At 45.7% G+C, this 26,204-nt stretch carries 23 protein-coding genes and 1 riboswitch; of the genes, 18 read left to right on the top strand and 5 right to left on the bottom strand.

Annotation, left to right across the window (positions count from 1 at the left end):
* Window positions 1-61: 61 nt before the first annotated feature.
* Window positions 62-1,669 (bottom strand): NAD(P)/FAD-dependent oxidoreductase, encoded by a 1,608-nt coding sequence (locus DFP81_RS08060; protein ID WP_115897260.1) that lies wholly within the window; start codon window positions 1,667-1,669, stop codon window positions 62-64.
* Window positions 1,670-1,916: 247 nt separating this feature from the next.
* Between DFP81_RS08060 and DFP81_RS08055 the strand changes: the two genes are divergently transcribed.
* The 15 genes from DFP81_RS08055 (at window position 1,917) to rho (ending at window position 19,427) form a co-directional block, all read left to right on the top strand.
* Complete coding sequence (locus tag DFP81_RS08055) at window positions 1,917-2,273, top strand: Fis family transcriptional regulator (protein WP_115897259.1); 357 nt, start codon at window positions 1,917-1,919, stop codon at window positions 2,271-2,273.
* Window positions 2,274-2,468: 195 nt separating this feature from the next.
* Window positions 2,469-3,296, top strand: a complete 828-nt coding sequence (locus DFP81_RS08050; protein WP_115897258.1) for a 5'-nucleotidase, lipoprotein e(P4) family — start codon at window positions 2,469-2,471, stop codon at window positions 3,294-3,296.
* 155 nt (window positions 3,297-3,451) lie between these two features.
* A complete protein-coding gene (locus DFP81_RS08045) occupies window positions 3,452-4,531 on the top strand; it encodes an N-acetylmuramoyl-L-alanine amidase-like domain-containing protein (protein ID WP_115897257.1) in 1,080 nt (359 codons plus the stop codon).
* A 258-nt stretch (window positions 4,532-4,789) separates the two neighbouring features.
* Window positions 4,790-5,971: a 3-phosphoserine/phosphohydroxythreonine transaminase gene (gene serC / locus DFP81_RS08040; protein WP_115897256.1), complete on the top strand. Its 1,182-nt coding sequence runs from the start codon at window positions 4,790-4,792 to the stop codon at window positions 5,969-5,971.
* 384 nt (window positions 5,972-6,355) lie between these two features.
* A riboswitch (guanidine-I (ykkC/yxkD leader) is annotated at window positions 6,356-6,463 on the top strand.
* Between the two features lie 62 nt (window positions 6,464-6,525).
* Entirely contained in the window at window positions 6,526-7,578 is a 1,053-nt protein-coding gene (locus DFP81_RS08035) for a putative urea ABC transporter substrate-binding protein (RefSeq protein ID WP_115897255.1), read from the top strand.
* Between the two features lie 88 nt (window positions 7,579-7,666).
* Window positions 7,667-8,485: an ABC transporter permease gene (locus DFP81_RS08030; protein ID WP_115897254.1), complete on the top strand. Its 819-nt coding sequence runs from the start codon at window positions 7,667-7,669 to the stop codon at window positions 8,483-8,485.
* Window positions 8,482-9,327, top strand: coding sequence for an ABC transporter ATP-binding protein (locus DFP81_RS08025; protein ID WP_220342872.1), 846 nt, complete (start codon window positions 8,482-8,484; stop codon window positions 9,325-9,327). Before DFP81_RS08030 ends, DFP81_RS08025 begins: the two co-directional genes overlap by 4 nt.
* Window positions 9,324-10,064 (top strand): urea amidolyase associated protein UAAP1, encoded by a 741-nt coding sequence (locus DFP81_RS08020; RefSeq protein ID WP_115897253.1) that lies wholly within the window; start codon window positions 9,324-9,326, stop codon window positions 10,062-10,064. Before DFP81_RS08025 ends, DFP81_RS08020 begins: the two co-directional genes overlap by 4 nt.
* 3 nt (window positions 10,065-10,067) lie before the next feature.
* On the top strand, window positions 10,068-10,709 hold the full coding sequence (locus DFP81_RS08015; RefSeq protein WP_115897252.1) for an urea amidolyase associated protein UAAP2: 642 nt from the start codon (window positions 10,068-10,070) through the stop codon (window positions 10,707-10,709).
* 116 nt (window positions 10,710-10,825) lie between these two features.
* Window positions 10,826-14,470, top strand: a complete 3,645-nt coding sequence (uca, locus tag DFP81_RS08010; protein ID WP_115897251.1) for an urea carboxylase — start codon at window positions 10,826-10,828, stop codon at window positions 14,468-14,470.
* A complete protein-coding gene (gene atzF, locus DFP81_RS08005; protein ID WP_245959117.1) occupies window positions 14,467-16,311 on the top strand; it encodes an allophanate hydrolase in 1,845 nt (614 codons plus the stop codon). Before uca ends, atzF begins: the two co-directional genes overlap by 4 nt.
* 248 nt (window positions 16,312-16,559) lie before the next feature.
* A complete protein-coding gene (locus tag DFP81_RS08000) occupies window positions 16,560-17,237 on the top strand; it encodes a haloacid dehalogenase type II (RefSeq protein ID WP_115897250.1) in 678 nt (225 codons plus the stop codon).
* A 30-nt stretch (window positions 17,238-17,267) separates the two neighbouring features.
* Window positions 17,268-17,621, top strand: coding sequence for a YkgJ family cysteine cluster protein (locus DFP81_RS07995; RefSeq protein WP_115897249.1), 354 nt, complete (start codon window positions 17,268-17,270; stop codon window positions 17,619-17,621).
* Between the two features lie 69 nt (window positions 17,622-17,690).
* The gene (locus tag DFP81_RS07990) at window positions 17,691-18,398 is read left to right on the top strand and encodes a pseudouridine synthase (protein ID WP_115897248.1); all 708 of its coding nucleotides are present in this window, start codon (window positions 17,691-17,693) and stop codon (window positions 18,396-18,398) included.
* 75 nt (window positions 18,399-18,473) lie between these two features.
* On the top strand, window positions 18,474-19,427 hold the full coding sequence (rho, locus tag DFP81_RS07985) for a transcription termination factor Rho (RefSeq protein WP_115897247.1): 954 nt from the start codon (window positions 18,474-18,476) through the stop codon (window positions 19,425-19,427).
* A 24-nt stretch (window positions 19,428-19,451) separates the two neighbouring features.
* Here the strand turns inward: rho and DFP81_RS07980 are convergent, their stop codons facing one another.
* The 4 genes from DFP81_RS07980 to DFP81_RS07965 all read right to left on the bottom strand — a co-directional run bounded on the left by DFP81_RS07980 (window position 19,452) and on the right by DFP81_RS07965 (window position 23,673).
* Window positions 19,452-20,222, bottom strand: coding sequence for an endonuclease/exonuclease/phosphatase family protein (locus DFP81_RS07980; RefSeq protein WP_115897246.1), 771 nt, complete (start codon window positions 20,220-20,222; stop codon window positions 19,452-19,454).
* 62 nt (window positions 20,223-20,284) lie between these two features.
* The gene (cls, locus tag DFP81_RS07975; RefSeq protein ID WP_115897245.1) at window positions 20,285-21,754 is read right to left on the bottom strand and encodes a cardiolipin synthase; all 1,470 of its coding nucleotides are present in this window, start codon (window positions 21,752-21,754) and stop codon (window positions 20,285-20,287) included.
* A 107-nt stretch (window positions 21,755-21,861) separates the two neighbouring features.
* Window positions 21,862-23,142 carry a DEAD/DEAH box helicase gene (locus DFP81_RS07970; RefSeq protein WP_115897244.1) on the bottom strand — a complete coding sequence of 427 codons (1,281 nt, stop codon included), beginning with the start codon at window positions 23,140-23,142 and terminating at the stop codon, window positions 21,862-21,864.
* A 159-nt stretch (window positions 23,143-23,301) separates the two neighbouring features.
* A complete protein-coding gene (locus DFP81_RS07965; protein WP_115897243.1) occupies window positions 23,302-23,673 on the bottom strand; it encodes a glutathione S-transferase N-terminal domain-containing protein in 372 nt (123 codons plus the stop codon).
* A gap of 400 nt (window positions 23,674-24,073) precedes the next feature.
* Between DFP81_RS07965 and DFP81_RS07960 the strand changes: the two genes are divergently transcribed.
* The 3 genes from DFP81_RS07960 (at window position 24,074) to hemB (ending at window position 26,165) form a co-directional block, all read left to right on the top strand.
* Entirely contained in the window at window positions 24,074-24,544 is a 471-nt protein-coding gene (locus DFP81_RS07960) for a Dps family protein (protein WP_115897242.1), read from the top strand.
* A 172-nt stretch (window positions 24,545-24,716) separates the two neighbouring features.
* Entirely contained in the window at window positions 24,717-24,998 is a 282-nt protein-coding gene (locus tag DFP81_RS07955; protein ID WP_115897241.1) for a hypothetical protein, read from the top strand.
* A gap of 174 nt (window positions 24,999-25,172) precedes the next feature.
* Complete coding sequence (gene hemB, locus DFP81_RS07950) at window positions 25,173-26,165, top strand: porphobilinogen synthase (RefSeq protein WP_115897240.1); 993 nt, start codon at window positions 25,173-25,175, stop codon at window positions 26,163-26,165.
* The last annotated feature ends 39 nt before the right edge of the window (window positions 26,166-26,204 follow it).

Genomic DNA, 26,204 nt, shown 5'->3' with positions numbered 1-26,204 from the left:
TATGATTAGCGCGCTTTTTTTTACCTTTTTTCTAGTCTGCGTTAGCTAGAAAGAAACTGGGTTATTTAGCGTTGTGATTGATGCTCAGTGCCATGGCTTCGGCGATTTTGATGCCGTCAATGGCCGCAGACATTATGCCCCCAGCATATCCAGCGCCTTCACCTGCTGGGTATAGACCTTTGGTGTTGATGCTCTGGAAGCTATCATCGCGCTTAATGTTGATGGGCGCTGAAGTGCGTGTTTCGACACCTGTTAGTAAGGCATCTTCAAAAGCAAACCCTTTGATTTTTTTGTTAAACGCAGGAATCGCCTCACGAATCGCTTCAATACAGAAATCAGGTAATGCGTCGGCCAAATTGGTTAACTTAATGCCAGGTTTGAATGAAGGGATAACACTGCCCAGCTCAGCAGGAGTTTCATTTTTCAAAAAACCACCGACAGTTTGCGCTGGGGCATCATAGTTGCTGCCCCCCATGACAAAGGCATGGCTTTCTAGTTTACGTTGAAATTCAATCCCTGCCAGAGGCCCGCCTGGGTAATCAGATGGGTCAATACCGACAACAACGGCGCTGTTTGCGTTGCGTTCATTGCGTGAGTATTGGCTCATACCATTGGTAACAACACGATTTTCTTCTGATGTTGCAGCAACCACTGTGCCACCTGGGCACATACAAAAACTATAAACAGAACGGCCATTCTTACAATGATGCACCAACTTATAATCAGCGGCTCCCAGAATCTCGTTGCCCGCATTTGGCCCAAAACGCGCTTTATCAATGGCGCTTTGTTCGTGCTCGATCCGAAAACCAACAGAGAAAGGTTTGGCTTCAATATACACGCCTTTTTCATGCAGCATTTCAAAGGTGTCGCGAGCACTGTGACCAATGGCTAAGGCAATGTGTTTGGAGTTGACGCGTTCCCCATCAGACAGTGTGACGCCAGTGATCTGGTTGTCTTCAATATGGATATCATCGACTCGAGAACTAAAACGAATTTCACCGCCTAGTTCAATAATTTGGGCGCGCATTTTTTCGACCATGGCAACCAGTTTAAAAGTACCAATGTGTGGCTTGCTGACGTACAGGATTTCATCTGGTGCGCCGGCCGCAACAAACTCATTGAGTACTTTACGGCTGTACTGCTTAGGGTCTTTTACTTGGCTGTAGAGCTTGCCATCGGAAAAAGTCCCAGCGCCACCTTCGCCAAATTGCACGTTAGATTCTGTGTTGAGTACTTTCTTACGCCAAAAACCAAATGTGTCCTTGGTACGTTCACGAACTTCTTTGCCGCGCTCTAGAATAATAGGTTTGTAGCCCATTTGCGCGAGTACTAACCCTGTTAATAAGCCACAAGGACCAAAGCCAATCACAATAGGGCGCTCTGTGAGGGTGGCAGGGGCTTGCGCAACAGGATGGTATTCTAGATCAGGCGTGGCTTTGATTTGCTGGTGGTCTGCAAATTGGTCTAATAATGCTTGTTCGTTCAAGGTTTCAACATCTAGCGTGTAGATCAAAAGAATAGAGGCTTTCTTTCTGGCGTCATAGCCGCGGCGGAAAATAGAAAAGCGAACAAGTTGTTCTGCTTTGATGCCCAAAGTGGACAAAATAGCGTGTTCTAAAGCGGTGTCATTATGATCCAAAGGTAGCTGGATATTCGAAAGTCTAATCATAGAGAAAATTGGGTCTTGAATGAGTGAGGCTATGGTGAGCCGGGGCTGCAATAATAAGCCATTTTAAGAGAAAAATCTGGTCTGAATCGACGAATAGGGCGTCATTTTCCTCTGCTGTTTACGATTTTTAGCTGCCCCTGCGGATGGTGTTGTTGATCTATTGATCATAGAATGACGTGGAATAAACAGTACAATTTGTTGATTTAAATCCCTTTTTTAAATTAGCGAGTGAGATATTGGAAGGGATATGAAAAAGACAGATAAAAAGCGTGAAAACGCACTTAGAGAAGCCTTGACCAAAGTTTGTGATCAGATGCTAGGCGAGGTGGCAGGGTTTGTGTGGCTGACACATTTGGTGGATTTTAATCGATTTCCTCAGTCGGTTAAAATTGTCTGTGTTTTTGAACGCGATGAAAACCTCGAAAAAGCGCTGGCAGAGGGGCAAGATGCGCGCTTTTATCAAGCCATTGATGAGCAATTTAAGTTGGCCAATGTAGGAATTAAAAATAGTCGACCTTATGTGAGCTTTGACACTGAAGAAGCCTGCGAAAGGTGCCAGCAAGGTAATTGGAATCAGCGTTTTAAACGGCTTTCGTTACATTAAAATGTGACTCTCAAGGCCTAATGATACACATAAGTGAGTCATCTAACCGATGGCGTAAATCTGGCCTGAATCCATTTTGGTTGTAAAGTATTTTGACCTCTTGGTTAAAATTTTGTATTTGTAGAAGGTTCGGCCTGATCGTGTTGATGGCTTGTAAGTCCTTGTTTTTGCTAATTCATATAAAGGAGTTTTGAAATGGTTTCTGCGACATTGCGTACTTTAGTTGTCTCAACCGCCTTAGTGGCTGGCAGTATTTCGCTTCCAGCTTGGGCTGAGGATTCTTCCTATACCACAAAAGATTTAAACGAGCAGTTGGTGATGGCCAACTTATGGATGCAGGCATCGGCTGAATTTAAAGCCTTGTCTTATCAAGCATTTAATCTTGCCAAAATGCGCTTTGATAGCTATGCCAATGCACATAGCGGCACTAAGAAAATCGCCATTGTGGTTGATGCGGATGAAACCATTATCGACAACAGCGCGTACGAGGCTTGGTTAGTTGGAAGAAATGAAGGTTACTCTGGTAAAACATGGGGTGAATGGATGAACGCAGCCGAAGCAAAAGCATTGCCAGGTGCGGTAGACTTTTTGAGCTATGTGGCTCAGCAAGGAGGCGAAATCTTCTATCTAACTAACCGCAAAGTGAGCGGCTTAGAAGGTACGCGTGAAAACTTAAAGGCATTGGGTTTTCCTCAGGTGGACGATGAACACTTGATGTTAAGAACAACGACCAGTGATAAAGAGCCTCGTCGCATGAAAGTGGCAGAGAAGTATGATATCGCCTTGCTTATGGGGGATAACCTACATGACTTTTCCAAAGACTTTAACACCAAAAGCTTAGCGCAAAGCTATGCGGCAGTGGAGAAGAATAAAGCACTTTTTGGCACTCAATTTATCATCTTACCCAACCCAACTTATGGTGATTGGGAGGGTAAGGTTTACGATGGTAATTGGGGGGCATCGGCGGCTGAGAAAGATAAAATGCGCAAGGCGCATTTAGACCCTTGGCAACCAAAGCAGTAATTCGCGAGCAATACATCGAATAGAAATAGGCTGATCTAGGATCGGCCTATTTATCTTGTAAAGTGCGAATGTAATAGCCAAGTGCAGAGGACTGCCAAATAAATGTAAAGCCTCTTTCATCGCGGCTATTTTGCGATAGGCTTAAGGGGGGATTGATGACAGATGAGGTCGCATTGAAAAAGCCAGGTGTTTACATTATTTGCTGTGTGGCCATCGCAGTAGCGTCTTCTGTTCGTGCGCAAAATGAGCTGGTTACTCAGCAGCGCCAAGTCGAGTTTGACCGAGTTATAGCTGAAAATAAAACCATAGGAAGGACAACACAAGAAAGGATCGAGCGTCTTAGTAAGGTGTTATTGGGTGCTCCCTATGTGGATGGAAACCTCGGAGAAGGGGCAAAGGGACGCTATGATCAAGACCCTTTGAGTCGCTTTGATGTCTTTGACTGCACAACGTATGTAGAAACTGTGCTGGCAGGGGCCATGTCACAATCGGTTGATGACTTTTTACCTAACCTGAAGAAAATTCGTTATCAAGATGGTTATGTGTCTTTTTCCTCTCGTAATCATTTTCCAAGTGCGGACTGGCTGCCGAATAATCGTTGGATGTTAAGCGACGTGACGCAAAAAATAGGCGCATCACAGACTCGATTTGCGAAGACATTGATCGATAAAAAGTCTTGGTATCAGCATATGAGGATAACCCGTTTACAAGGTCTTGAGTTACCCTCGGAAGCGAAAAAAAACAGGCTGTTGGAGCTGCAGCAGCTGGGAACTCAATATGCACCAGAATGGGTAACGACGCCTTATATCCCTCTCACTGCGGTATTTCAAAAGTCGCCGGTGTCTGAGCAAAAACACGCACAACAAGTCAGCGCGATGCACCACTTAGAGAATGACCCAAAACTGAGTAAAAAAGCGAAACAAACGGCATTGCGGGAATTGGCTATTAAGCAACATCTAGAGAATTCAACGATCAACACGGCATTATTAAAGCGCATTCCCAATGGTAGTGTGATTAGTATGGTGAGGCCAAACTATCAAGTGAAGCAATGGATTGGCACGAATATGAACATCACTCATCAGGCTATAGCGATACATAAAAAGGGTCGTTTATACATACGTAATGCCAGTTTGCTGAAGAAAGAAGTGGTTGATCAGGATTTTGTGACTTACTTTTCCCGATATTTAGAAAACTCCTCTCTTAAGGGCTTCAACGTCCAACTCCCCACCTTTTAATAGGCAATGTTTAGTCTTGTAGGGGCGTCTTAATCTTTTGCTCTTACGTTTGTTATTTGTCTGTAAGCTTTTATTAGCCGTTTTTATCGCAATTTCTTGGTGCCAACGAAAGCTGACGTTGGTACTAAGGAATCACCAAAGCGCATCGTATTCTCCTTATAAATAGAATGGTGCAAAGCGCGGTTGCTTCTTCATCAAGTCGTTTTCCGACATTAAGCGCTTTGCTGATACAGACTTGTTTATGAAAGGTGAAAAGACATGACTAATGCTAACCATCCAGCCCTTCTCGGCTCACTAAGTTCTACCGCACCAGCGGATGAAATTATCAATTTTAGCCCCGGGCCAACCTCTCTTCCAAAAGCAGTGGAAGACAAAATAGCAGCCTGTTTTACCCAGCCTGGATTCACCTCATTGGCGTTGTCACACCGTGCACCAGAGTTTTTAAAAATACTCGATCATACGGTTATGAAAGCCAGAGAGGTAATGGAAATACCGGATGATTATGAAGTGCTTTTTACCCATGCGGGGGGGCATGGGCAGTTTGCAGCACTGCCATTGAACCTTTGTCATAATTCATCAGATGTGGCTTCTTATGTGGTCAATGGTACTTGGTCAACAAGGGGTGTTGAAGAGGCGAAAAGGTATTGCCAAGTGCACACAATTGATGGGCGTGATCCAACAACAGGTGCTTTTACCAGCTTTCCTGAATTAACAGAGGAAAACATACATCCTAATAGTAAGTATGTTTATCTTTGCTCCAACGAGACCGTTAATGGCATCGAGTTACATAAGTTACCGAAACTTCCAGAATCCCTGAAACATATCCCCTTGGTCGTCGACGCGAGCTCTGATTTTTCTACTAAGCCGATTGATTGGCACGGTAGTGGTGTTGGTGTGTTGTTTGCCTGTGCGTCTAAGAATATTGGGCATCCAGGGGTCACTATGGTGGTTGTTCGTAAAGACTTATTAGGCGATGGGAAAGCCTCTCCTTTGTGCCCAGGCGTATTTAACTACACCACCAATTGTGACGCTGGAAACCTATGGAATACCCCCGCAACCTTTAATATCGAGGTGGTGGGTTTTGTTATGGATTGGATCGAAGCTCAAGGTGGTGTGTATGAAATAGAGCTACGCTCCATCGCCAAAGCGGCGGCGATTTACGATGTGATAGACAGTTCGAATGGCTTTTATGGCACACCGGTTCCAGATAAAGCATTGCGCAGCCGAATGAATGTCCCTTTCAATATTAAAGGTGGTGATGAAGAAGCAACCAATGCTTTTCTGATCGCCAGTTGGGAAAAAGGTATGGTTGGGTTGCGTACCTTAACGCCGTTCGGTGTGGGTGACTACCTAAGAGCCAGTTTGTACAACGGCGTGACAGTAGACGAAGCCAAAAAACTGGCTGACTTCATGCGCGAATTTGCACGCAACTACGCATAATTAGAGAGCCTGTTTTGTAGGTTGCGAACGCTATAAAGGAGCTTCTTGCCTTTGCACTAGCTTTTTATATTCAATTGAAAGCAGCAGAAGGAAGAGGCTTCTTTGTATTTTCTGTCTGGGGGGTTGAGGCAGTCGAATAGATAATGCAATAACATAGTTTGGCAGCCAATTTGCGTTTTGTGATTGCACTATATCTATGCCAAACAAGAAACCAGATGGTTTTATTTGGTGCGGATTATAGATGGTGTTTTTTGCTTTGATTAATGTTCTGGCCAAATATTTAAAATAAGTATTTTAAAAACAAAGGCTTATTGTTTTTGGCACAATGTGTGCTTTTTCTGGGGTATGTTCGTACCCTTGGGAAGTCGAGCATCACAATTTGCTAAAATAGAGAGCTAGGGTTCCGGTTTCGATTATATCGAAATGACTGGTCCGAGAGCTTTCGACCTTGGATGTTTCAAGGTTACACGGAGGGATAAAAGCCCGGGAGACCACATGGCGATATTGCCAAGGGTACTCCATGTGTAACTAAACAAACTGAAAAGGTGAATTCAATGAAACACTCTGCGAAAAAAGTAACCATTCTGCTTTGCTCCCTCCTTTTATCCGCTAATGCATTAGCACAAGATCACTTTAAGGTGTGTTGGTCTATTTATGCTGGTTGGATGCCTTGGGCTTATGCTCAACAATCTGACATCATCAAAAAATGGGGTGATAAATACGGTATTGATATCGACGTTGTGCAAATGAATGATTATGTCGAATCTATGAACCAATACACAGCAGGTCAATTTGATGGTTGTACCATGGCGCAAATGGATGCGCTTACCATTCCTGCAGCGAGCGGTGTTGACAGCACGGTCTTGATCGTCGGCGATTATTCAGATGGCAACGACGCCGTTATCCTAAAAGACAAAACGGGTCTAAAAGACATTAAGGGACAGAATGTTAATCTAGTGCAATTTAGTGTGTCTCATTACTTGCTTGCTCGCGCTCTTAACTCTGTTGGTATGAGTGAAAAAGACGTCAGCGTGATCAATACCTCAGATGCCGATATGGCCTCTATTGCCAGTACCAAAGATGTGACCTCTGTGGTGACTTGGAATCCCATTGCCAGTGAAATACTGAACATGCCAAATACTCACAACGTCTTTGATTCTTCTAAAATCCCAGGTGAGATTTTAGACACCATGATAGTAAATACTGACACTTTAAAAGAGAACCCTGATTTTGGTAAAGCCTTAGTGGGTGCTTGGTATGAGATTATGGGATTAATGCAAGGTGACAGCGCGAATGCCAAAAGCATTCGTACTGATATGGCGAATGCGGCCGAAACCGATCTTGCCGGCTACGATGCTCAATTAGCCAAAACGCACATGTTTTATACCCCTCAAAGTGCCCTCGAGTTAACCAATAGTAAAGAATTGTTTGCCACTATGAAGCATGTGGCCGAGTTCTCATTTGAACACGGTCTACTTGGCGATGGCGCCCCAGATGCAGGGGTTGTGGGTATTCAAATGCCATCGGGTGTTTACGGTGACGAGAACAATATCAAACTTCGTTTTGATCCTACCTATATGCAAATGGCGGCAGACGGCACTCTGTAACGCATCCAAAAACCAACGACGTGTATGCGTTAATGGGCTTACAAGGAAGTAAGCCCACAGCGGTGAAACGTCGTCCTGGGATCAAATTATGAAGAAACTTATCAACTATACCCCAAGTCGAAGCAACGCAATCTTATTAGGTTTACTGCCTTTTGCTTTGCTGATCGTGCTTTACATGATCAGCTCTGATGCACGCTTGGCAATTAACCCAAGCGATAAGATATTGCCCTCTTTTAGTAGCATGGGGGAGGCCATGTATCGCATGGCATTTACCCCAAGTCGTCGCACTGGAGACTATGTCTTCTGGCAAGACACTTTAAGCAGTCTAATGCGGTTAGGATCAGGTGTGCTTATCGCCGCTTCAATAGGTCTATTTCTAGGCCTGATGACAGGCGCTTTGCCTTTGTTAACTGCGAGTTTGTCGCCGTTACTGACGGTCATATCCCTGGTGCCGCCATTGGCGTTATTGCCAATCTTGTTCATCGCAGTAGGCTTGGGTGAAACCTCAAAAATAACCCTTATTGCTATCGGTATAACCCCTTTTATTGCCCGCGATATTCAGCGCAGAGTACAAGAAATACCCTCTGAGCAATTGGTGAAAGCACAAACATTAGGGGCCAGTACCAGTCAAATACTCATCCGTGTGTTGTTGCCTCAGATACTGCCGAAATTGATTGATGCTGTGCGTTTGTCTTTGGGAGCTGGGTGGTTGTTCTTGATTGCCGCTGAAGCGATTTCCTCTACCGATGGCTTAGGGTATCGAATCTTCCTAGTGCGTCGCTACCTCTCTATGGATGTGATTTTGCCCTATGTGGCTTGGATCACCTTGCTGGCTTTCTTGGTGGATTACTTATTGGGTCGTTTAAACCGACGACTCTTTCCTTGGAGTTTGGAGGCGCGCTCATGAGTCAATTAGAAGCAAAGCAAGCTGCAAAAACCATGATACAAGCGAAAAAACTGGGTAAGCGCTATGGCCAAGATGTGATCCTAGAGCGTATCGACATTGACGTAAAAGAAGGTGAATTTGTAACCTTGGTTGGCGCTTCTGGGTGCGGAAAAAGCACCTTTTTGAAAATGCTATTGGGCATTGAAACCGCCACTGACGGTGAGCTCTTGCTGGATGGTAAACCGGTACCGAATGAACCTGGCTCAGATCGTGGCATAGTGTTCCAGCAATATTCTGTCTTCCCACATATGACGGTACTGGAAAATGTGGTTGCGGCAAAAGGTTTTGAGAAGCGCTCCATCAGCGGTTACTTATTTGGTAAGGAGAAAGCCTTAGCGAAGCAAGAAGCCAGCGATATCTTGCAACAAGTGGGATTAAGCCACGCCCTTAATCGCTATCCACATGAATTGTCTGGTGGTATGAAGCAGCGTTTAGCAATTGCACAGGCGATTATTTGTAAGCCGCGAATTTTGCTTTTAGATGAGCCTTTTGGTGCTCTTGACCCCGGCATTCGTGCAGACATGCATACCCTAGTGCTGGATCTATGGCAAAAGCACAAACTGACGATTTTTATGGTTACCCATGATTTGAAAGAAGGTTTTCACTTAGGCACACGCTTATGGGTATTCGATAAATTACGTCATGACCCCCATGCGCCAAACGCTTATGGCGCTTCAATCACTTATGACTTACCAGTAGGTCATGCTCCCGCCCCATTGTATGAAGAAATTGATCAGCGTATCCGACCTGTTTTTGATCCTTCCAAGGATACGACTGATGACACCACGGAGAACGCATTATGAAGAAGTATGAAACCCTTATTCCTGCTGCAAGCCATTGGTCACTAAAAGTACGTCGGGGTATGCAAATGACCCTGACGGACATTGCAGGTGATGGCAACCTAGGCATGGTGTTTTATAACCCTGAAAACCTATTAGAGCATTATAACGCACCAGATACGTTAAAAGGCCAGCACACTTTTAGGCTCACCAAAGGCCACTGTTTGTATTCTGATATGGGGCGTATTTTCGCTTCAATTATTGAGGACTCAGTCGGTTGGCATGAAACCGTATGTGGTAATAGTCATGCTTCCCATATTACTAGCAAATGGGGCGTTCGAGATTACCAGAGCGATCACAATGAATGGATGCAAAATGGCCATGATGCCATGCTGGTTGAAATGGCCAAATATGGCTTGACTCAGGCGGATCACGCGGCCAATTTGAATTTATTTAGTCGAGTCAGTACGGATGCTGAAGGCAATATGGCGTTAGTGGAAGGAAACAGCCCAGCGGGCTCAAGTGTCACTTTGCGCTTCGAAATGGACACGCTAGTCATGCTGCACACCTGCCCGCATCCCTTGAGCAAGGCCGCCAGCTACCCGAAAAAACCTATCTCTATCCTATTAGAAAAAGCCCAACCTGTTGCCGACGATGATTTCTGCAAGATGTCTCGACCTGAGAACCAACGCGGCTTTGCCAATAATGAACTGTATTACCTGGGTGCCCCAGCCAATACAACAGACGCTATGGAGGCGTAACCCATGATTAAAGAAAGTGTATTCACGACAGACAGTGCAGATGAGGCGTTTCATATTGATGCGGGTGACTATTTTATTGGCACAGTAAAGGCGGGCAGTACTTTTCGAATTGTGGATTTAGAAGGCAATCAGGCGGCGGATACCTTGTTTTATAACGCCAACAAACCTGCTGAACGTTATAGCGCAACAGATACCATTCGTGAACAAGGCAATGTCTATTTAACCGCAGGTTCGGCGATTCGGTCGAATGAAAATAATGTCATGTTAGACATAGTGGCAGACACCTGTGGTCGCCATGACACACTCGGCGGCGCGTGTGCCACAGAAAGTAATACTGTGCGTTATGACTTAGAAAAGCGTTGTATGCACGCCTGTCGTGACAGTTGGATGTTAGCCATTGCTGAACACCCTGAATACGGTCTGTCGAAACGTGACATCAGCCACAATATTAACTTTTTTATGAATGTTCCAGTCACTCAAGAAGGTGGCCTAACCTTCGAAGACGGTATTTCAGCGCCCGGTAAATACGTAGAGATGGTGGCTAAAATGGACCTTATTATTTTAATTTCGAATTGTCCTCAGCTGAATAATCCTTGTAACGGTTATAACCCAACCCCAGTTGATTTACTGGTATGGCATCCCTAGCGATTGCTAATGGATATAAAAATTCATTCTACAAAAGAACACGCTAGATAACTTTAACCGCTCAGTGGACGACCACTGATGTAGTTCATTCCGGGACGGCCCGGCAAGGTTGAACCATGTTTAACAAAGTATTAATCGCCAACCGTGGCGCCATTGCGACACGCATTATTCGCACCTTACAAACAATGGGTATCCAGTCTGTGGCTGTGTATGCTGAGTCGGATGCTAAAAGTCTTCATGTAAAACGTGCCGATGAAGCCTTTTCATTGGGCGAAGGCAGTGCCGCTGACACCTATTTAGATATGGAGAAAATTCTTCATATAGCCAAACAAAGCGGCGCCAAAGCGATTCATCCAGGTTATGGGTTTCTAAGTGAGAACGCCAATTTTGTGCGCCGCTGCGAAGACGAAGGCATTGCGTTTATTGGACCTACAGCAGAGCAAATGATTGAATTTGGCTTAAAACACCGTGCTCGCGAACTGGCCGAGCAAGCCAATGTTCCGCTTTCTCCAGGTTCTGATTTACTGGTTGACCTTGATACTGCCTGTCAGACGGCCAACCAAATTGGCTACCCTGTGATGTTAAAAAGTACCGCTGGTGGCGGTGGTATCGGCATGCACCTGTGCCATGATGAAAACAGTTTACGAGATAATTTCGAGTCAGTACGTCGTCTAGGAGCAAATAATTTTGCCGACGACAGTGTGTTTATCGAGAAATTTATTGCTCGAGCTCGTCATATTGAAGTTCAAGTTTTTGCTGATGGCAAGGGCGGTGCTTTGGCGTTGGGCGAACGTGATTGCTCTAGTCAGCGTCGTAATCAAAAGGTAGTAGAGGAATGTCCGGCCCCGAACTTGACGGATGAAGTGCGTAGTCAGTTGCACAAAACCGCTGAGTTGTTGCTGTCTTCTGTGAAGTACCGTAATGCCGGAACGGTTGAATTTATTTATGACATGGACACGGATCAGTTTTACTTTTTAGAAGTGAATACTCGGCTACAAGTAGAGCACGGCGTCACAGAAATGGTGTATGGCGTTGATCTGGTGGAATGGATGGTGCGACTGGCCGCCGGCGAACCACTGGCGCTTGAAGACAAGCGTAACAAGCTACAAGCCAATGGCCATGCGGTGCAAGTGCGCATCTATGCCGAAGACCCTTATAAAGACTTTCAACCATGTGCCGGCCTATTAAGCCAAGTGAGCTGGCCAGTGGTCGAGCAGGCGACCAGTTCAGAGGTTCGAATTGACCACTGGATAGAGACAGGAATACAAGTCTCGCCGTATTTTGATCCTATGTTAGCCAAGGTGATTGTGCATCAAGAGACCCGTGATAAGGCGTTTGCAAAGCTCCATAGCACGTTAGAAGAATGTGTTTTGTATGGCACAGAAACCAATTTGGATTACCTTAAAATTTTAGTGACGGACCCGGTCTTATTGCGCGGTGAAGTAAGCACTCGCTACCTGAATGAATTTGTCTATCAACCGGCACGAATTGATGTCTTAAGTGGCGGTACGCAAACCACCTTACAAGATTTTCCTGGTCGTCAGCACCATTGGAATGTGGGCGTTCCTCCTTCTGGCCCGTTTGATAATTATCACTTTCGTTTGGCCAATCGCTTATTGGGGAATCCACTGGACGCCGCGGCGATGGAGATAACACTTCAAGGGCCGAGTTTGCTGTTTAGCTTTGCGACCTTGGTGGTGATTTCAGGCGCCAATATTGAGGTAAAACTGGACGGTGAAGCGGTTCTAAATAATCAGGTTTTAGCCATTAAGAAAGGTCAGACATTGACCTTTGGACGTATTAAAGAAGCCGGTGCCCGCGCTTACCTTGCGGTTTCAGGTGGCTTTGATTGCCCTGATTATTTGGGCTCAAAATCCACTTTCACGCTCGGTCAATTTGGTGGTCACAATGGTCGGGCACTGCAAACCGGAGATGTGCTTCACACCTTAGCTAAGCCGTTAACTGAAAAAACAGAGGCAGCAGAGCCGACCCCATTACTGCCAGCAGGCTTACTACCAGAGCTAACCAATGAGCATGAGTTGCGCGTCATTTATGGCCCCCATGGTTCGCCGGACTTTTTCACCCCAGAAGACATAGAAATGTTTTTTGGAACGGCCTGGGAAGTGCATTATAACTCCAGCCGAACCGGCGTTCGTTTGATCGGCCCTAAGCCTAAATGGGCGCGTGATAATGGCGGTGAAGCGGGCCTTCATCCATCCAATATCCATGACAATGCCTATGCCTTTGGTAGTGTTGATTTCACTGGGGATATGCCGGTTATTTTAGGCCCAGATGGGCCATCTCTTGGTGGTTTTGTTTGTCCTGCGACCGTGATTAGTGCTGACTTATGGAAGCTTGGTCAGCTGCGCGCCGGCGATAAAGTTCGTTTTGTTAGTGTCAGCTTAGACGATGCGAGTGCATTAGAGCGTGCGCAAAATACCGGTTTGACGGAGCTCATCTCATACGAACAATCTATTATTCCACGCGCTGCACCACATCTAGAGGGATCACCGATTTTAAAAACATTATCAGCGGATCGTTTTAAGGACGAGATTGTTTATCGTGCCGCAGGTGATCACTTTTTATTAGTTGAGTACGGTGAGCAAATACTGGATATCCGTTTGCGCTTTCGGGCTCATGCGCTGATGCAGTGGCTAGAGAAAAATAGCCTTTCTGGTATACGCGAGCTAACCCCAGGGATTCGTTCCTTGCAAATCCATTATGACAGTCAAGTGTTACATCATCAGCAGTTACTGGATCATCTAGAAGCCGCAGAATTGGCGTTAAGTGAGAATTTAGCGGAACTGACGGTGCCTTCTAGAACGGTCTATTTACCCTTGTCTTGGGATGACAGAGCGTGCCAAGAAGCCATTGATAAATACGCTCAATCCGTGCGTTCTAATGCCCCTTGGTGTCCGAGTAATCTGGAGTTTATTCGGCGTATTAACGGCCTTGAAAGCATTGCCGATGTGAAAGACATTCTGTTTAGCGCCAGTTATTTGGTGATGGGGTTAGGCGATGTCTACCTAGGGGCACCTGTTGCCACACCAGTGGATCCGCGTCATCGATTGGTAACGACAAAATACAATCCAGCGCGTACCTGGACCGCAGAGAACTCAGTCGGTATCGGTGGTTCTTACTTGTGTGTGTATGGCATGGAAGGGCCGGGTGGTTATCAGTTTGTTGGTCGTACCTTGCAGATGTGGAATCGATATCGTTTGACCAGCGCCTTTACTAAACCTTGGTTACTGAGGTTCTTTGATCAGATTCGTTTTTACGAAGTGAGCCATGAGGAGTTGGAACAGATTCGTAAGGATTTCCCCCATGATAATTACCCGATTCGTATTGAAGAAAGTACCTTTTCCTTGTCTGAGTACGAAGCCTTTATTGGTGAGAATGAACAGAGCATTGATGCCTTTAAAGAAGGTCGCAATCAGGCGTTTGAAGAAGAGCTGGCCAATTGGCACGCCAATGGACAATTTCATTATGACACCGATGAAGCACAAGCCGTTGAAACAGAGGTGACTTGGAGTGAAGACGCCATTGTAATCGATAGCCCAGTATCAGGCAGTGTTTGGCAAACTCAAGTCGAAGTAGGACAAAAGGTAGAAGCTGGCCATTTATTGGTCATTCTTGAGTCAATGAAAATGGAAATCCCTATTTATGCGTCCAGTGCGGGTGTGGTGTGTGATTTGTTATTAACAGACGGCAGCCGTGTGAATGCTGGGCAGGCTATTGTGGTTTTGGAGGAAGAGGCATGAGTATTACTATGACGACGAGCACGGCAAACGAGCCTCTGGATATGGGATTCTCAGCGTTACGTGCTGCTTATCAAGCGGGCACGACGACACCTGAAAGTGTGATGGCGGGTATTCGTGAGCGCGCGGCCGAGTATGTGGATCACAATATTTGGATTCATTTATTAACGCAATCTGAGCAATCAAGATGGCTTGATGGATTAAAAGACAAGGATCTGGCGACTCACCCTTTATGGGGGATACCGTTTGCCATCAAAGACAATATTGATCTAGCAGGCATTCCGACAACCGCGGGCTGCGAGGCTTTTCGTTATGTTCCTGAATCTTCCGCGAAGGTTGTTCAGCAGCTGGTTGATGCCGGAGCTATTCCGGTAGGGAAAACCAATTTGGACCAGTTTGCTACAGGGCTCAATGGCACTCGGTCGCCATTTGGTGCCTGTCATAATGCGTTTGATTATGACTATATCAGTGGTGGTTCAAGCTCAGGCTCAGCCGTGTCTGTTGCGTTGGGGTTGGCCAGCTTTAGTTTGGGCACAGACACTGCAGGCTCGGGTCGAGTGCCAGCTTGTTTTAATAATTTAGTCGGAGTGAAGCCCACTATTGGATTGTTGTCTGCCACTGGGTTGGTGCCTGCTTGTCGCAGCCTGGATTGCATTACGATATTTGCCTACAACACAGACGATGCGAATATTGCCTTAGCGGCGAGTGAAGGCTTTGATATTCACGACGGATACAGTCGAGAGAACCCATATGATAATCAGGCTCGCCAATATGGTTTGCGTACAGGTTCCTTAACCGTTGGGGTGATTGCCCAGCATCAGCTGAAGTTCTTTGGTGATAAAGGCTATGAAAAAGCCTATATGGCGACCTTAGAAAAGCTCAGTGCGGAAGGCTTTGTGTTCCAAGAAATAGACTATGCGCCGTTTGATGAAATAGCTCAATTGCTTTATGAAGGGCCTTGGGTAGCGGAGCGTTATATTGCCACACAGCCGCTGATCGATGACAACCCTGACGCTATTTTTCCTGTGGTGCGTGAAATCATTGCCCCAGGAGGCAAGCCGCCCGCGACGAATTTATTCAAAGCGCAATATCGTATTAATGCGTTGAAACAAATCTGTTTGGCTCAGATGGCGAACCTAGATTGTTTACTGACACCCACCGCAGGACGTCATTTTACGGTAGCTGAGATGCTTGCTGAGCCAATTAAACACAACAGTGAATTGGGCTATTACACCAACTTCATGAACTTGATTGATTTGGCCTCTATTGCGGTACCGACCACTTTAACGGAAGCGGGAATGCCATTTGGTATTACCCTAGTTGGACCTACCTTTAGTGATCGTATGCTGATGTCGATTGCCAATCGGATACAGCAAGCCATGCCGTTGAAAAAGGGGGCCTTGGAAAGCATGGCAACGCCAACTAATGCGCTTCCGGTAAAGAGTGCAACTAGGATAGAGGTGATGGTGTGTGGGGCGCATTTGTCCGGTCAGCCACTGAATTGGCAATTGACAGAGCGCGGTGCCAGTTTGGTCGAGAAAACCACCACGGCGGCCATGTACCGTATGCATTTATTGGCTGGTGGGCCGCCACTTCGACCTGGATTATTGTTGGATAAAAACAACGGGCAAGCCATAGAAGTGGAAGTCTGGTCCGTTCCTAGCGAAAACTTCGGCAGCTTTGTGGCTGGTATCCCAGCGCCACTGGGCATAGGTAAAGTGACCTTGATAGATGGTCGTCAAGTGTCTGGTTTTATTTGCGAACCTTATGGCTTCGATGATACGCAGGATATTACTCAATTTGGCGGGTGGCGTGATTATTTAGCGTCGCGAAACGAGTCGTAACTCGATTTCTATGATAATGAGAGCCTCTTTTCTTTTGAAAAGGGGCTTTTTTATAGGGCTTTTATCGCGAGTTGGCGATAGGGGGGGATTATGGCAAGGTTTGACCTTTTTTAGCACTGTGTGGACACATAGTTGAGCAAGATAAATGCTATCTTTGTTGCTTAGATAGGACGTTATATTTTCCTTCTTTACGGAGGAAGTGCGTTGAATTCATTGTTGTTATTGCAATATAAGAGTGAGAAGAGCTTATGACACAGAAGACGATACTGTTTGATATTAATGAAACCGTGTTAAACCTTGAGACCTTAAAGCCTAAGTTCAAGGCGGCCTTTGGTGATGACGGCGTCATGTCTCTGTGGTTTGCCAGCTTGTTACACTCTTCAACTGTGTGTGTGGCAACGCAGGTGAAAACCGACTTTGCAGCTTTAGCTGGCGTGGTATTGGACGCTGTTGCAGTGCGCAAAGGGGTCGCGTTATCGGCACCACAGCGTGATGATATTTTAACAGGCTTTGCGAGTCTTCCTCCCCATGATGACATTCAGCCCGCCTTACAGCGTTTAAAAAGCGCGGGGTTTCGTTGCGTGGCCTTTTCTAACTCATCGCTTAATTTGATTGCGACACAAATCAACAACGCGGGCTTGTCCGAGGTGTTCGATGATATTTTGTCGGTAGAGTCCACTGGGAGCTTTAAGCCAGATCCAAAAGCCTATCAATTTGCCGCAGAGACATTGGGCTTACCCCTTGCGGAGTTACGCCTTGTGGCAACACACGATTGGGACACCCATGGCGCCTTGTCAGCAGGAATGAAAGCAGCCTACATAGCTCGCACACCAGCGCTTTATCACCCTTTGTATCGTTCACCAGATATTCATGGCAACCACATGGGTGATATTGTCGACAAAATAATTGCGGTAGAATGCTGTTAGATTCTTTTTCTGATAACAAGGTCAAGCTTAATGCACTCTAATCGCGATATCATTGCCCGCCTACGAGACAATATTCCCTCCTTCAAATGCGTAGAGGGCTGTCATGATTGTTGCGGCCCAGTCACCACTTCGTCAGAAGAGATGTCACGTTTGCCAGTAAAAACAGAGGCAGAGCATGAAGCGGCGTTAAATGAGTTTAACTGTGTGCATTTAGGTCCTGATGGTTGTACCGTCTACGATGAACGGCCATTGATCTGTCGTCTGTTTGGCACTACGCCGCGTATGGCTTGCCCGAATGACAGAAGGCCTGAGCAAATGGTGGACCCAAAGATAGAGGAAGAGGTGCATCATTTTATCGCGACCACACGGCAGGTGTTAGTCTAGAGGAGGGCAGCGGCTTTGGTTTTGGGTCCGTTGTACTCTGTTGTGTTCACCTTCTGAATCTGGTTTACCATGCGTCTTGATAAATTTGTTTGTAAAAGCACCGAACTGTCCAAAGAACAAGCCATTAGAGCGATTCATCGAGGCGAGTTGAGCGTGAATAATGAGGTGGTTCTCAATGAGGCGCATCAGGTGCATGAGAATAATCTTGTTAAGTTGTTGGATGAAACGCTTAAAGCGCGGGCTTTTCGCTATATTATGATGCATAAACCCGCTGCCACCGTGTGTTCTAATATCGATGAAGTGTACCCTTCTTTGTTTAATGGCTTGCAGATTGAGAAACCTTCCGAGCTGCATATAGCCGGGCGCTTGGACGCAGACACCACGGGCCTGGTGTTAATCACCGACGATGGACGTTGGTCTTTTGATATCACTCGGCCTGAAAAAAAGTGTCATAAAGTCTATCGTGTTACCCTGTCGCGAGCCTTGTCTGAGCATCAAGCGGCGCAGATTGCAGAACAATTTGCCCAAGGCATTTTGCTGCAAGGAGAGTCTCAACTTACTCAGCCTGCACGCTTGCAGCGGGTCACTCAACAGCAAGTATTGCTAACCCTGACAGAAGGTAAGTTTCACCAAGTAAAGCGCATGTTTGCCGCCGTAGGAAATCGTGTCATTGGTTTGCATCGAGAGCAAATTGGCGATGTTCGTCTAGATATTGATGTCGGACAGTGGCGTTATTTGAGTCAGGATGAAGTGGCTTCATTTGGCCGTAATCGCTAGTTTTGTCATCCTCCGCCCCTTTTTTATTGCCGCTCAACGCAGCAATAACTCCCTTATTCCTAGAGCAATAATGCTATGACACGAAAAATATTAAGTAATAAAGGTAAGCGCAGTAAAGACCTTACCCCGGAAGAAAAACCTGAGGATCTGTATCCGAACGATCCCAAAAAACGTTTCTTAAATGGGGTGGCTGTGCATCCTTCTCCGGCTATGCGTTTGGCTTCTAGTTCTACTGAGTTGTCGATGCGCGCCATGGATTTGATAACGCCGATAGGTCTGGGACAGCGAGGCTTAATTGTCGCACCTCCTGGGTCTGGTAAAACCACTCTGTTAAAGCATATTTGTCAGGCTGTGAGCGGTGCGTACCCAGAGATTAAGCTGTATGCCTTGCTGATTGATGAACGCCCTGAAGAAGTCACCGATTTCAAACGCAGTGTGTCAGCAGAAGTGCATGCGTCGTCTTCGGACAATAGCCACGTAGAACATGTGCGTGTGGCCGATGAGTTGTTGGAGAAGGCAATCATTCAAGCAGGGGAAGGCGAAAATGTGATGATAGTGATTGACTCTCTGACGCGCTTGTCCCGTGTGCATAACGCAGGCCAGCGTAGTAGTGGCCGAACCATGTCGGGCGGGGTTGATGCGCGTGCGTTAGAGATTCCTCGTAAACTGTTTGGCGCGGCCAGAAAAATTGAAAACGGTGGGTCATTGACGATTCTTGCGACTGTGTTGGTAGACACGGGAAGCCGCATGGATCAGGTGATTTTTGAAGAGTTTAAAGGCACAGGCAATATGGAAATTGTCCTGTCACGGGAGTTGGCGAGTCAGCGCATTTTTCCCGCCATAGATATTGCGAAAAGCAGTACCCGTCGTGAAGAGTTGCTTATCGAGGAAAAAGACCTTGAAGCGGTTCGTCAGTTACGTCGTTCCTTTACCAATCTTAAGCCCCTAGAGGGGACTCAAAAGCTGTTGTCTTTATTGAAAAAACACCCAAGTAACGCGGAAGTATTGGCGCTGTTTACTCCCCAATAAACATTGTCAGAGTGCCAACAACGGCTATTTTGTTAGCTGTAACGACAAGCTGATTGGGTAGTGGTCAGATGAATGAATGTCGCTATGTACCTGAACATGAGTCACCTCGAAACCACGACAATAAACATGATCAAGGTGTCGGAATAAATGGTTTAATCGTGGCTGACGTACCATGTCGACTTGCTGCAATGAATATTCAGCGGCCAGCTTGTTAAAGCTCGCCAGCCTTTTTTTATTCCAGGTATTAAAATCTCCCGCTAATACAATAGGGCCATTATGCCCTTGTAGTGTGTGCGAGATTTGTTCTAGGTGTGCTCTGAATTTTCCGATGGCAACAAAGTTGATGAGATGGGCGTTGATCACCAAGAGAGAAGACGCTGTCGTGCTGCCAATATCGACTAATGGGTATTCAATGGCCAACAGCATTTTTTTGGTTTGGGTGAGTGGCTCACCATGTTCGGAGGCGGAAAAATACTGTGATTGTGCAGCCACGGAAGCCCCTGTTTTCACCCCCGTTTCTATGTTGCTTTTGAGGTTTCGAAAACTGCTCGCCATAATCCATTGATGCTGTAAAGAGTGATGAAATAGGTTATCAAACGGGGTGTTTAAAACGGCCTCTTGCAACAGGATTAAGTCTTTGTTGTGAATGAGAGAGGAGAAGTCCTTTTGCCAGCCTTTTCGTTTGCATTTAAATACATTCCATAGCAGCAGTTCGATGTTTGGTCCTAGGGCTTGCTTAGGGGCATTGCCCATTAGGGTAAGAGATTCAACGGAGCGATAGCGTTGTGTGATCATAGCAGGCCTCGGGTATCTATAAATCAGCCTAATAGGCTGATTGTTGACTCGTTTTATGGGCTCTATAAATAGGGCGAAAATAACCGAAATAAGTTATTGCGTATTTTTTTATAGAGCGCCAATTGGTTTACCTCTTCTGCTCGAACTGGCTCGGCATTTTTTTGTTTGTCTTTGAACAGCTGGGTTAATTGAGCATTTAAGTTGCTATCAAAACATTCTAGATTAATTTCGAAGTTAAATTCTAAACTTCTCGCGTCCCAGTTGGTGGAGCCAATAAATGACCAAACATCATCGATAAGAACGATTTTGCTGTGATCAAATGGTCGACTGTTTTTATAGATACGAATACCGTGCTCAATGATACGAGAAAAGTTGGCTTCCATTACCCAGTCAATAAACGGAATGTTACTGCGTGCAGGAATGATAATATCGACCGCGACGCCACGAAGCGCGGCGGCATGAAGTGACGTCATGAGAGTTTGATCAGGAATAAAATAGGGCGTTATGATTTTGACGCTTTTTTGGGCGCACACTAACGCGTTTATTAGCGTCCAGCGTATTCTATTATGGTATTCATCCGGCCCATCTTGCACAACGCGAGCCACCACTTGGCTAGGCGCTGTTGTTGACTGAGCCGATTGTCGAGCGGCGCTTGGGTCAAACAATGGAAACTGAATTCGCTCGCCAGTGGCAAAGAACCAATCCTCTACAAACACCTTGCTAATTTGGTCAATCACCGGGCCTGTGACTTTAAAATGAACATCATCAATTGGGTGTTGTGATGTGTTGACCAGATTGTTTTTGCTCACATTCATGCCACCAATATAGGCCACATCACCGTCAACACAGAGTATTTTTCGGTGGTTTCTTAAATTAATAAAGCGAATCCCAGTTAAGGAAACAGCCGGTAGAAAGCGGGCTGTATTTACCCCTCTTTTGGTCAAGGCTCGATCTGATTTGCGCCAGCTATAGCCGACCCCAATACCGTCTAACAGCACATTCACTCTTACCCCTCGTTGTTGTGCATCGGATAAGGCGGTGACGAATTGTCGGCCGAGGGAATCGTAGTCAAAAATATAGCTTGATAGCACCACAGAGTGCTGGGCATGTTTAATGGAGCGGATCATTTCGGGATAAGCGCTATCGCCATTAATTAACGGAGTGACCTGATTGTTCGTGGCAAAGTTAACCGGATGAATAGCGTAAGCGGCTTTAATCGCAGAATGCCAAACCTCTGGGAGTTGATGAAAATCAAGCGCGGAACAAGGCTGACGAAAATCCGCTTTGAGGGGGTGTGGGTGCTCACGTTGCGCCAGTCGTTTAATACGATTGATGCCAAATAGCCAATAGAAGAGGCTACCGATAATAGGTGAAAAAATCACCAGACCAATCCACGCTAGTGAAGTGCGGTCATTCTCTTTGAAGAGCAAGATATGCAGCGAACTTATTAACGATAAAGCGATATGCATCAGCAGCACATTGGTAACCCAATGAGCATAAATCCAATCAATTAATGAAGCCACGATTTGCATAAATTCCATCCTAGCGAGTCGTTGGTTAGCAATAAAAAAGAGGCCGATAGGCCTCTTTAGCATTCTACTCCGAGAAACGGTCTTTAAGAAATCTGTCGGTAATCGTGCTACTGACTTTTTTGCTTGCGTTCTGTTTTAATCGGATGCTTTGGTTTGCTGCCCGTTCTTGGTTTAGACGGGCCTTTGCGTTCAGGCGCTTTACTCTTACGAACAAAATTCAACACAGAAACAGGTACGGTTTTTCGAACCGGGAATTCATCGATTTCTTCACGTTCGATAACATGTTTCAAACGGCTTTCGATTGCGCATAGGTTTTTAAAGTCTCCCATGGCGACAAAAGAGATAGCTTCACCATCTGCACCGGCACGACCAGTTCGACCAATACGGTGAACGTATTCTTCTGGTTTGAAAGGTAAGTCGTAATTTACCACACGGCTCAGATCGCCAATGTCGATACCACGTGCGGCAACGCCGGTCGCCACGAGATATTTTAATTTACCAGACTTAAAGTCAGCGAGAATTTTTTCACGCATGGCTTGGCTTCTATCACCATGAATCGAGTCTGCTACTATGCCGCGTTTAGCCAGCTGTGCAACCAGCTTAGCGGCACCGTGTTTTTTCTCGATGAAGATCAGCGCCTGATCCCATTCTCGCTCTTTGATCAAATGGCTAAGCAATGCTGATTTAGTGTCTTTATCAACGGTAATTAACCATTGTTTGATCGTTGGTGATGTCTTCGTACGCGGTGAAATCTTTATTTCTGTGGCGGCTTCACTGACTTTGCTGTCGGTAAAATCATAAGACAGTGAGCGCACACTGTCTGTGATGGTCGCAGAGAAGAATAGATTTTGACGGTGTTGAGGCAGACGATCTAAAATTTTGTACAGATCGTCCGAGAAGCCCATGTCGATCATTCTATCGGCTTCATCTAATACTAAGATTTCAAGTTCATCAAAGTGAATGGCACGTTGGTGCGTCAAATCAAGCAAGCGGCCTGGTGTCGCGACCAAAATGTCTACACCTTCAATTAAGCGCTGCTTTTGTGGCTCGATATCCACACCACCATAAACGGCGAATGAGCTGAGCTTTAAATTTTTGCTGTAGAGGGCAATATTGGCTTCTACCTGTACAGCCAGCTCACGGGTCGGCGTCAGGATAAGTGCCTGTACACGCTTACCACGTAGAGTCCCTTCCTTGTTCAGCTTTTCCAGAATCGGCAGCACAAAGGCAGCGGTTTTACCGGTACCGGTTTGAGAGGTTGCGACAAGATCTTTACCAGACAGAATAACCGGAATGGCTTGTCTTTGAATCTCAGTAGGGGTGCGGTAACCCAGTTCTTTAGTGGCTTTTACAAGAGGACTAGAAAGCCCAAGTTTTGAAAATGGCATAGATGCTCGGACAGATTGTCATAAGGAGAGTAGCGCGCAGTATACAGTAAAAAAGCAGGTAGAGAGATTTTGGCTTGAGAGCTGCCAAAATAAAAAATGGTGACTGTAAAAAGTCACCATTTTTTAAAGTATTAGATCGGGGGAATAGCAGGTTTGCAACTAAGCAAAACGTTGTTCAAGATAACGAATAATGTCTGAAGACTCATACATCCATTCTACTTTGCCGTCTTTTTCAATACGTAAACAAGGGACTTTTACACGACCACCGCCGGCTAACAATTCCTGACGGTGTGGTGATCCTTCAGAAGCGCTGCGCTTTTCAATTGGCAGGTTCAGCTTGTATATCGCGCGGCGAGTTTTGATGCAGAAGGGGCAGGCAAAAAATTGGTAAAGTGCCAGTTGTTCCACTTCTTTATTTACTTCTTGTTGCTGTTCTGGCGTGCGTTTTAGTTTGGATCCACGGGTGACGAGGTCAAGCGTCGCAATAATCACGCCTAGTGCATTGCGGATAAGCTTTATCAGTATTTTCATTCGGGCTACTCGTAGTGTTTGGTCAAGAAAAGTATTTTATTAAATGGTCAGCATTCTAACGGTAAAGTGCGCTTGGGTTAAGTATTAAGAAGCAAGTAGCGTTTAAGTTACACGATTGTTAAGGGTCGTGTTCTGGTTTTAAAACTTGTGTTTTTGTTAAGCATCTGGTCAATACTCTACTGTTCTCATATTGAGACAGAGGGATTTGTACCTTACTTAACTCCTTATTTGTGACAACTTATCTGGTTTCGAAGTTATGCGGCTTCTTGTAATAATAAGCTAGGCCTGCTGGTATAGCCTTGCACTTATGAGCAGGAATAACGCATACGACGCGATGACAGCTTATATGGTTAGCATCAATAAGCGACGTTTCGTGTCACATTAACGATGAGGTAATGACATGACAGATATTGATATTGGCATTAATAAAGCAAATAGATCTGAAATTTCAGAAGGCCTAAAACGCCTGTTAGCCGACTCTTATACCCTATATTTACAAACACATAACTTCCATTGGAATGTCACAGGATTACAGTTTCGCGAGCTGCATTTGATGTTTGAAGAGCATTATCAAGAGTTAGCGACTGCGGTGGATGACATTGCGGAGCGGATTCGGACGTTAGATGTCCCAGCGCCTGGTACGTATAAAGAATTTGCCAAATTGACTTCAATTGAAGAAGTGGATGGGGTGCCGAGCTCAGCAGAGATGGTGAAAATCTTGACGAAAGGGCATGAACAAGTGATTAGAACATGCCGAGATGTATTGAAAATAGCACAAGAAGCGGATGATGAGTCTTCTGCTTCTTTAGTGTCTGATCGCATGCGGATACATGAAAAAACCGCTTGGATGCTAAGAGCAACTCATTCTTAGTCGCTCTTTTGTGGCGCAACAACAAAGCCAGTGAGATCAAATCACTGGCTTTTTTTTATTTGTTTTGCCTAGCGCTGGATTGGCGGTAGGTTTATTGTCGTGATCACTCGCTTAACCCTTGCCTTATAGGTGATAATGCACAGGAGCATATTGCTATTGTTAAGGATTCATCATGCACTTGGATAAAGCAAAAAAACGCATCGCAAAACAAGTTAAAAAAGGCTTCAAAGGATACCCTGCGATTGAGTTAGAGTATTTTGGTAGCAATAAAGAGTTGGCCACAGAAGTGGTGATTCGTTTTACCATGGAAGAGGGGGACGCTTGCCAAGAGCAGCGTTTTAATGCCAAAAATGATGTACGAGAAGATGAAACCATCCAATCTGTTTTGGTTAAAATCATGGAACGGGCGGATGCCAAAAGTGTGACCGAAGTGGCGGGTGTGACCCTGCTTTAAAGAAGGTTAACTGGAGCATCATTCGCCGTAAAGAAGGCGAACTTGCTCTAGGAAAATGTGCTTATTTGAAGAATCCTGTTTGCTACGCATGGTCTATTGCCTTTTTACGGGTGTATCCTTTTATCCTCATTAGTTAACCGCGCCCTTTGATGCGCTAATTAGTAAGGATTCACCATGTCTCTTTCCACTGCCGATTCCACTGGTCCTCTCAAACGTTTACGCCGCCTTCGCGGCACACCCGCTATGCGCGATTTAGTCCGCGAACACGATTTTTCCTTAAACGATTTAATTTACCCTTTATTTATCGAAGAGGGGATTAAAGAGTCCATCCCGCTGACGAAGTTGCCGGGTATTTCACGTTTGCCGGAACAGGCTTTGGCGCAAGAGGTAAAGGATTTATTTGCCTTGGGGATTCGCTATGTTATGCCGTTTGGTATCAGTCATCACAAAGACGCTTTGGGCAGTGATACTTGGCGCGACGATGGCTTGCTAGCGCGGATGATTTTAACTATCAAAGAGACCTGCCCAGAAATGATAGTGATTCCTGATATTTGTTTTTGTGAATACACAGATCATGGTCATTGTGGCGTGGTGCATAATGGTGATGTCGAAAACGACGCCAGTGTTGAGAATCTGGTGAAACAATGTGTAACGGCGGCCAAAGCAGGGGCAGACATGTTAGCACCGTCGGCAATGATGGATGGGCAAGTATTGGCGATTCGTCAGGGCTTAGACGCTGCAGGTTATAAGAATGTGGGCATTTTGGCCCATTCAGCTAAGTTTGCTTCTTCTTTCTATGGCCCATTTCGTGAAGCAGTAGAAAGTGAATTGGACGGCGATCGAAAATCTTACCAGCTTGATTGTGCGAACGGTCGTCAGGCCATGCAAGAAGCCTTATTAGATGAACAAGAAGGGGCAGATATCTTGATGGTGAAACCAGGTACGCCCTATTTGGATGTACTGGCTAATTTGCGCCAAGAAACACACTTGCCACTGGCGTCTTATCAGGTGGGCGGTGAGTACGCGACTATAAAATTTGCGGCACTGGCGGGTGCCATTGATGAACAGCAGGCGGTGTTTGAAACCCTAGTCGGTTTTAAGCGTGCTGGGGCGTCTTTGATTGTCACGTATTATGCTAAACAAGTGGCTCAGTGGTTAGCAGAATAAACGCAGAGTGAGTGGGCTAAAAACAAAAAAGGGCTAATC

The sequence above is a fragment of the Marinomonas pollencensis genome (assembly GCF_003387375.1).
GTDB classification, from domain to species: domain Bacteria; phylum Pseudomonadota; class Gammaproteobacteria; order Pseudomonadales; family Marinomonadaceae; genus Marinomonas; species Marinomonas pollencensis.
Note: the sequence above shows the minus strand (reverse complement) of the source record. Positions and strands in the feature narration are given on the sequence as shown.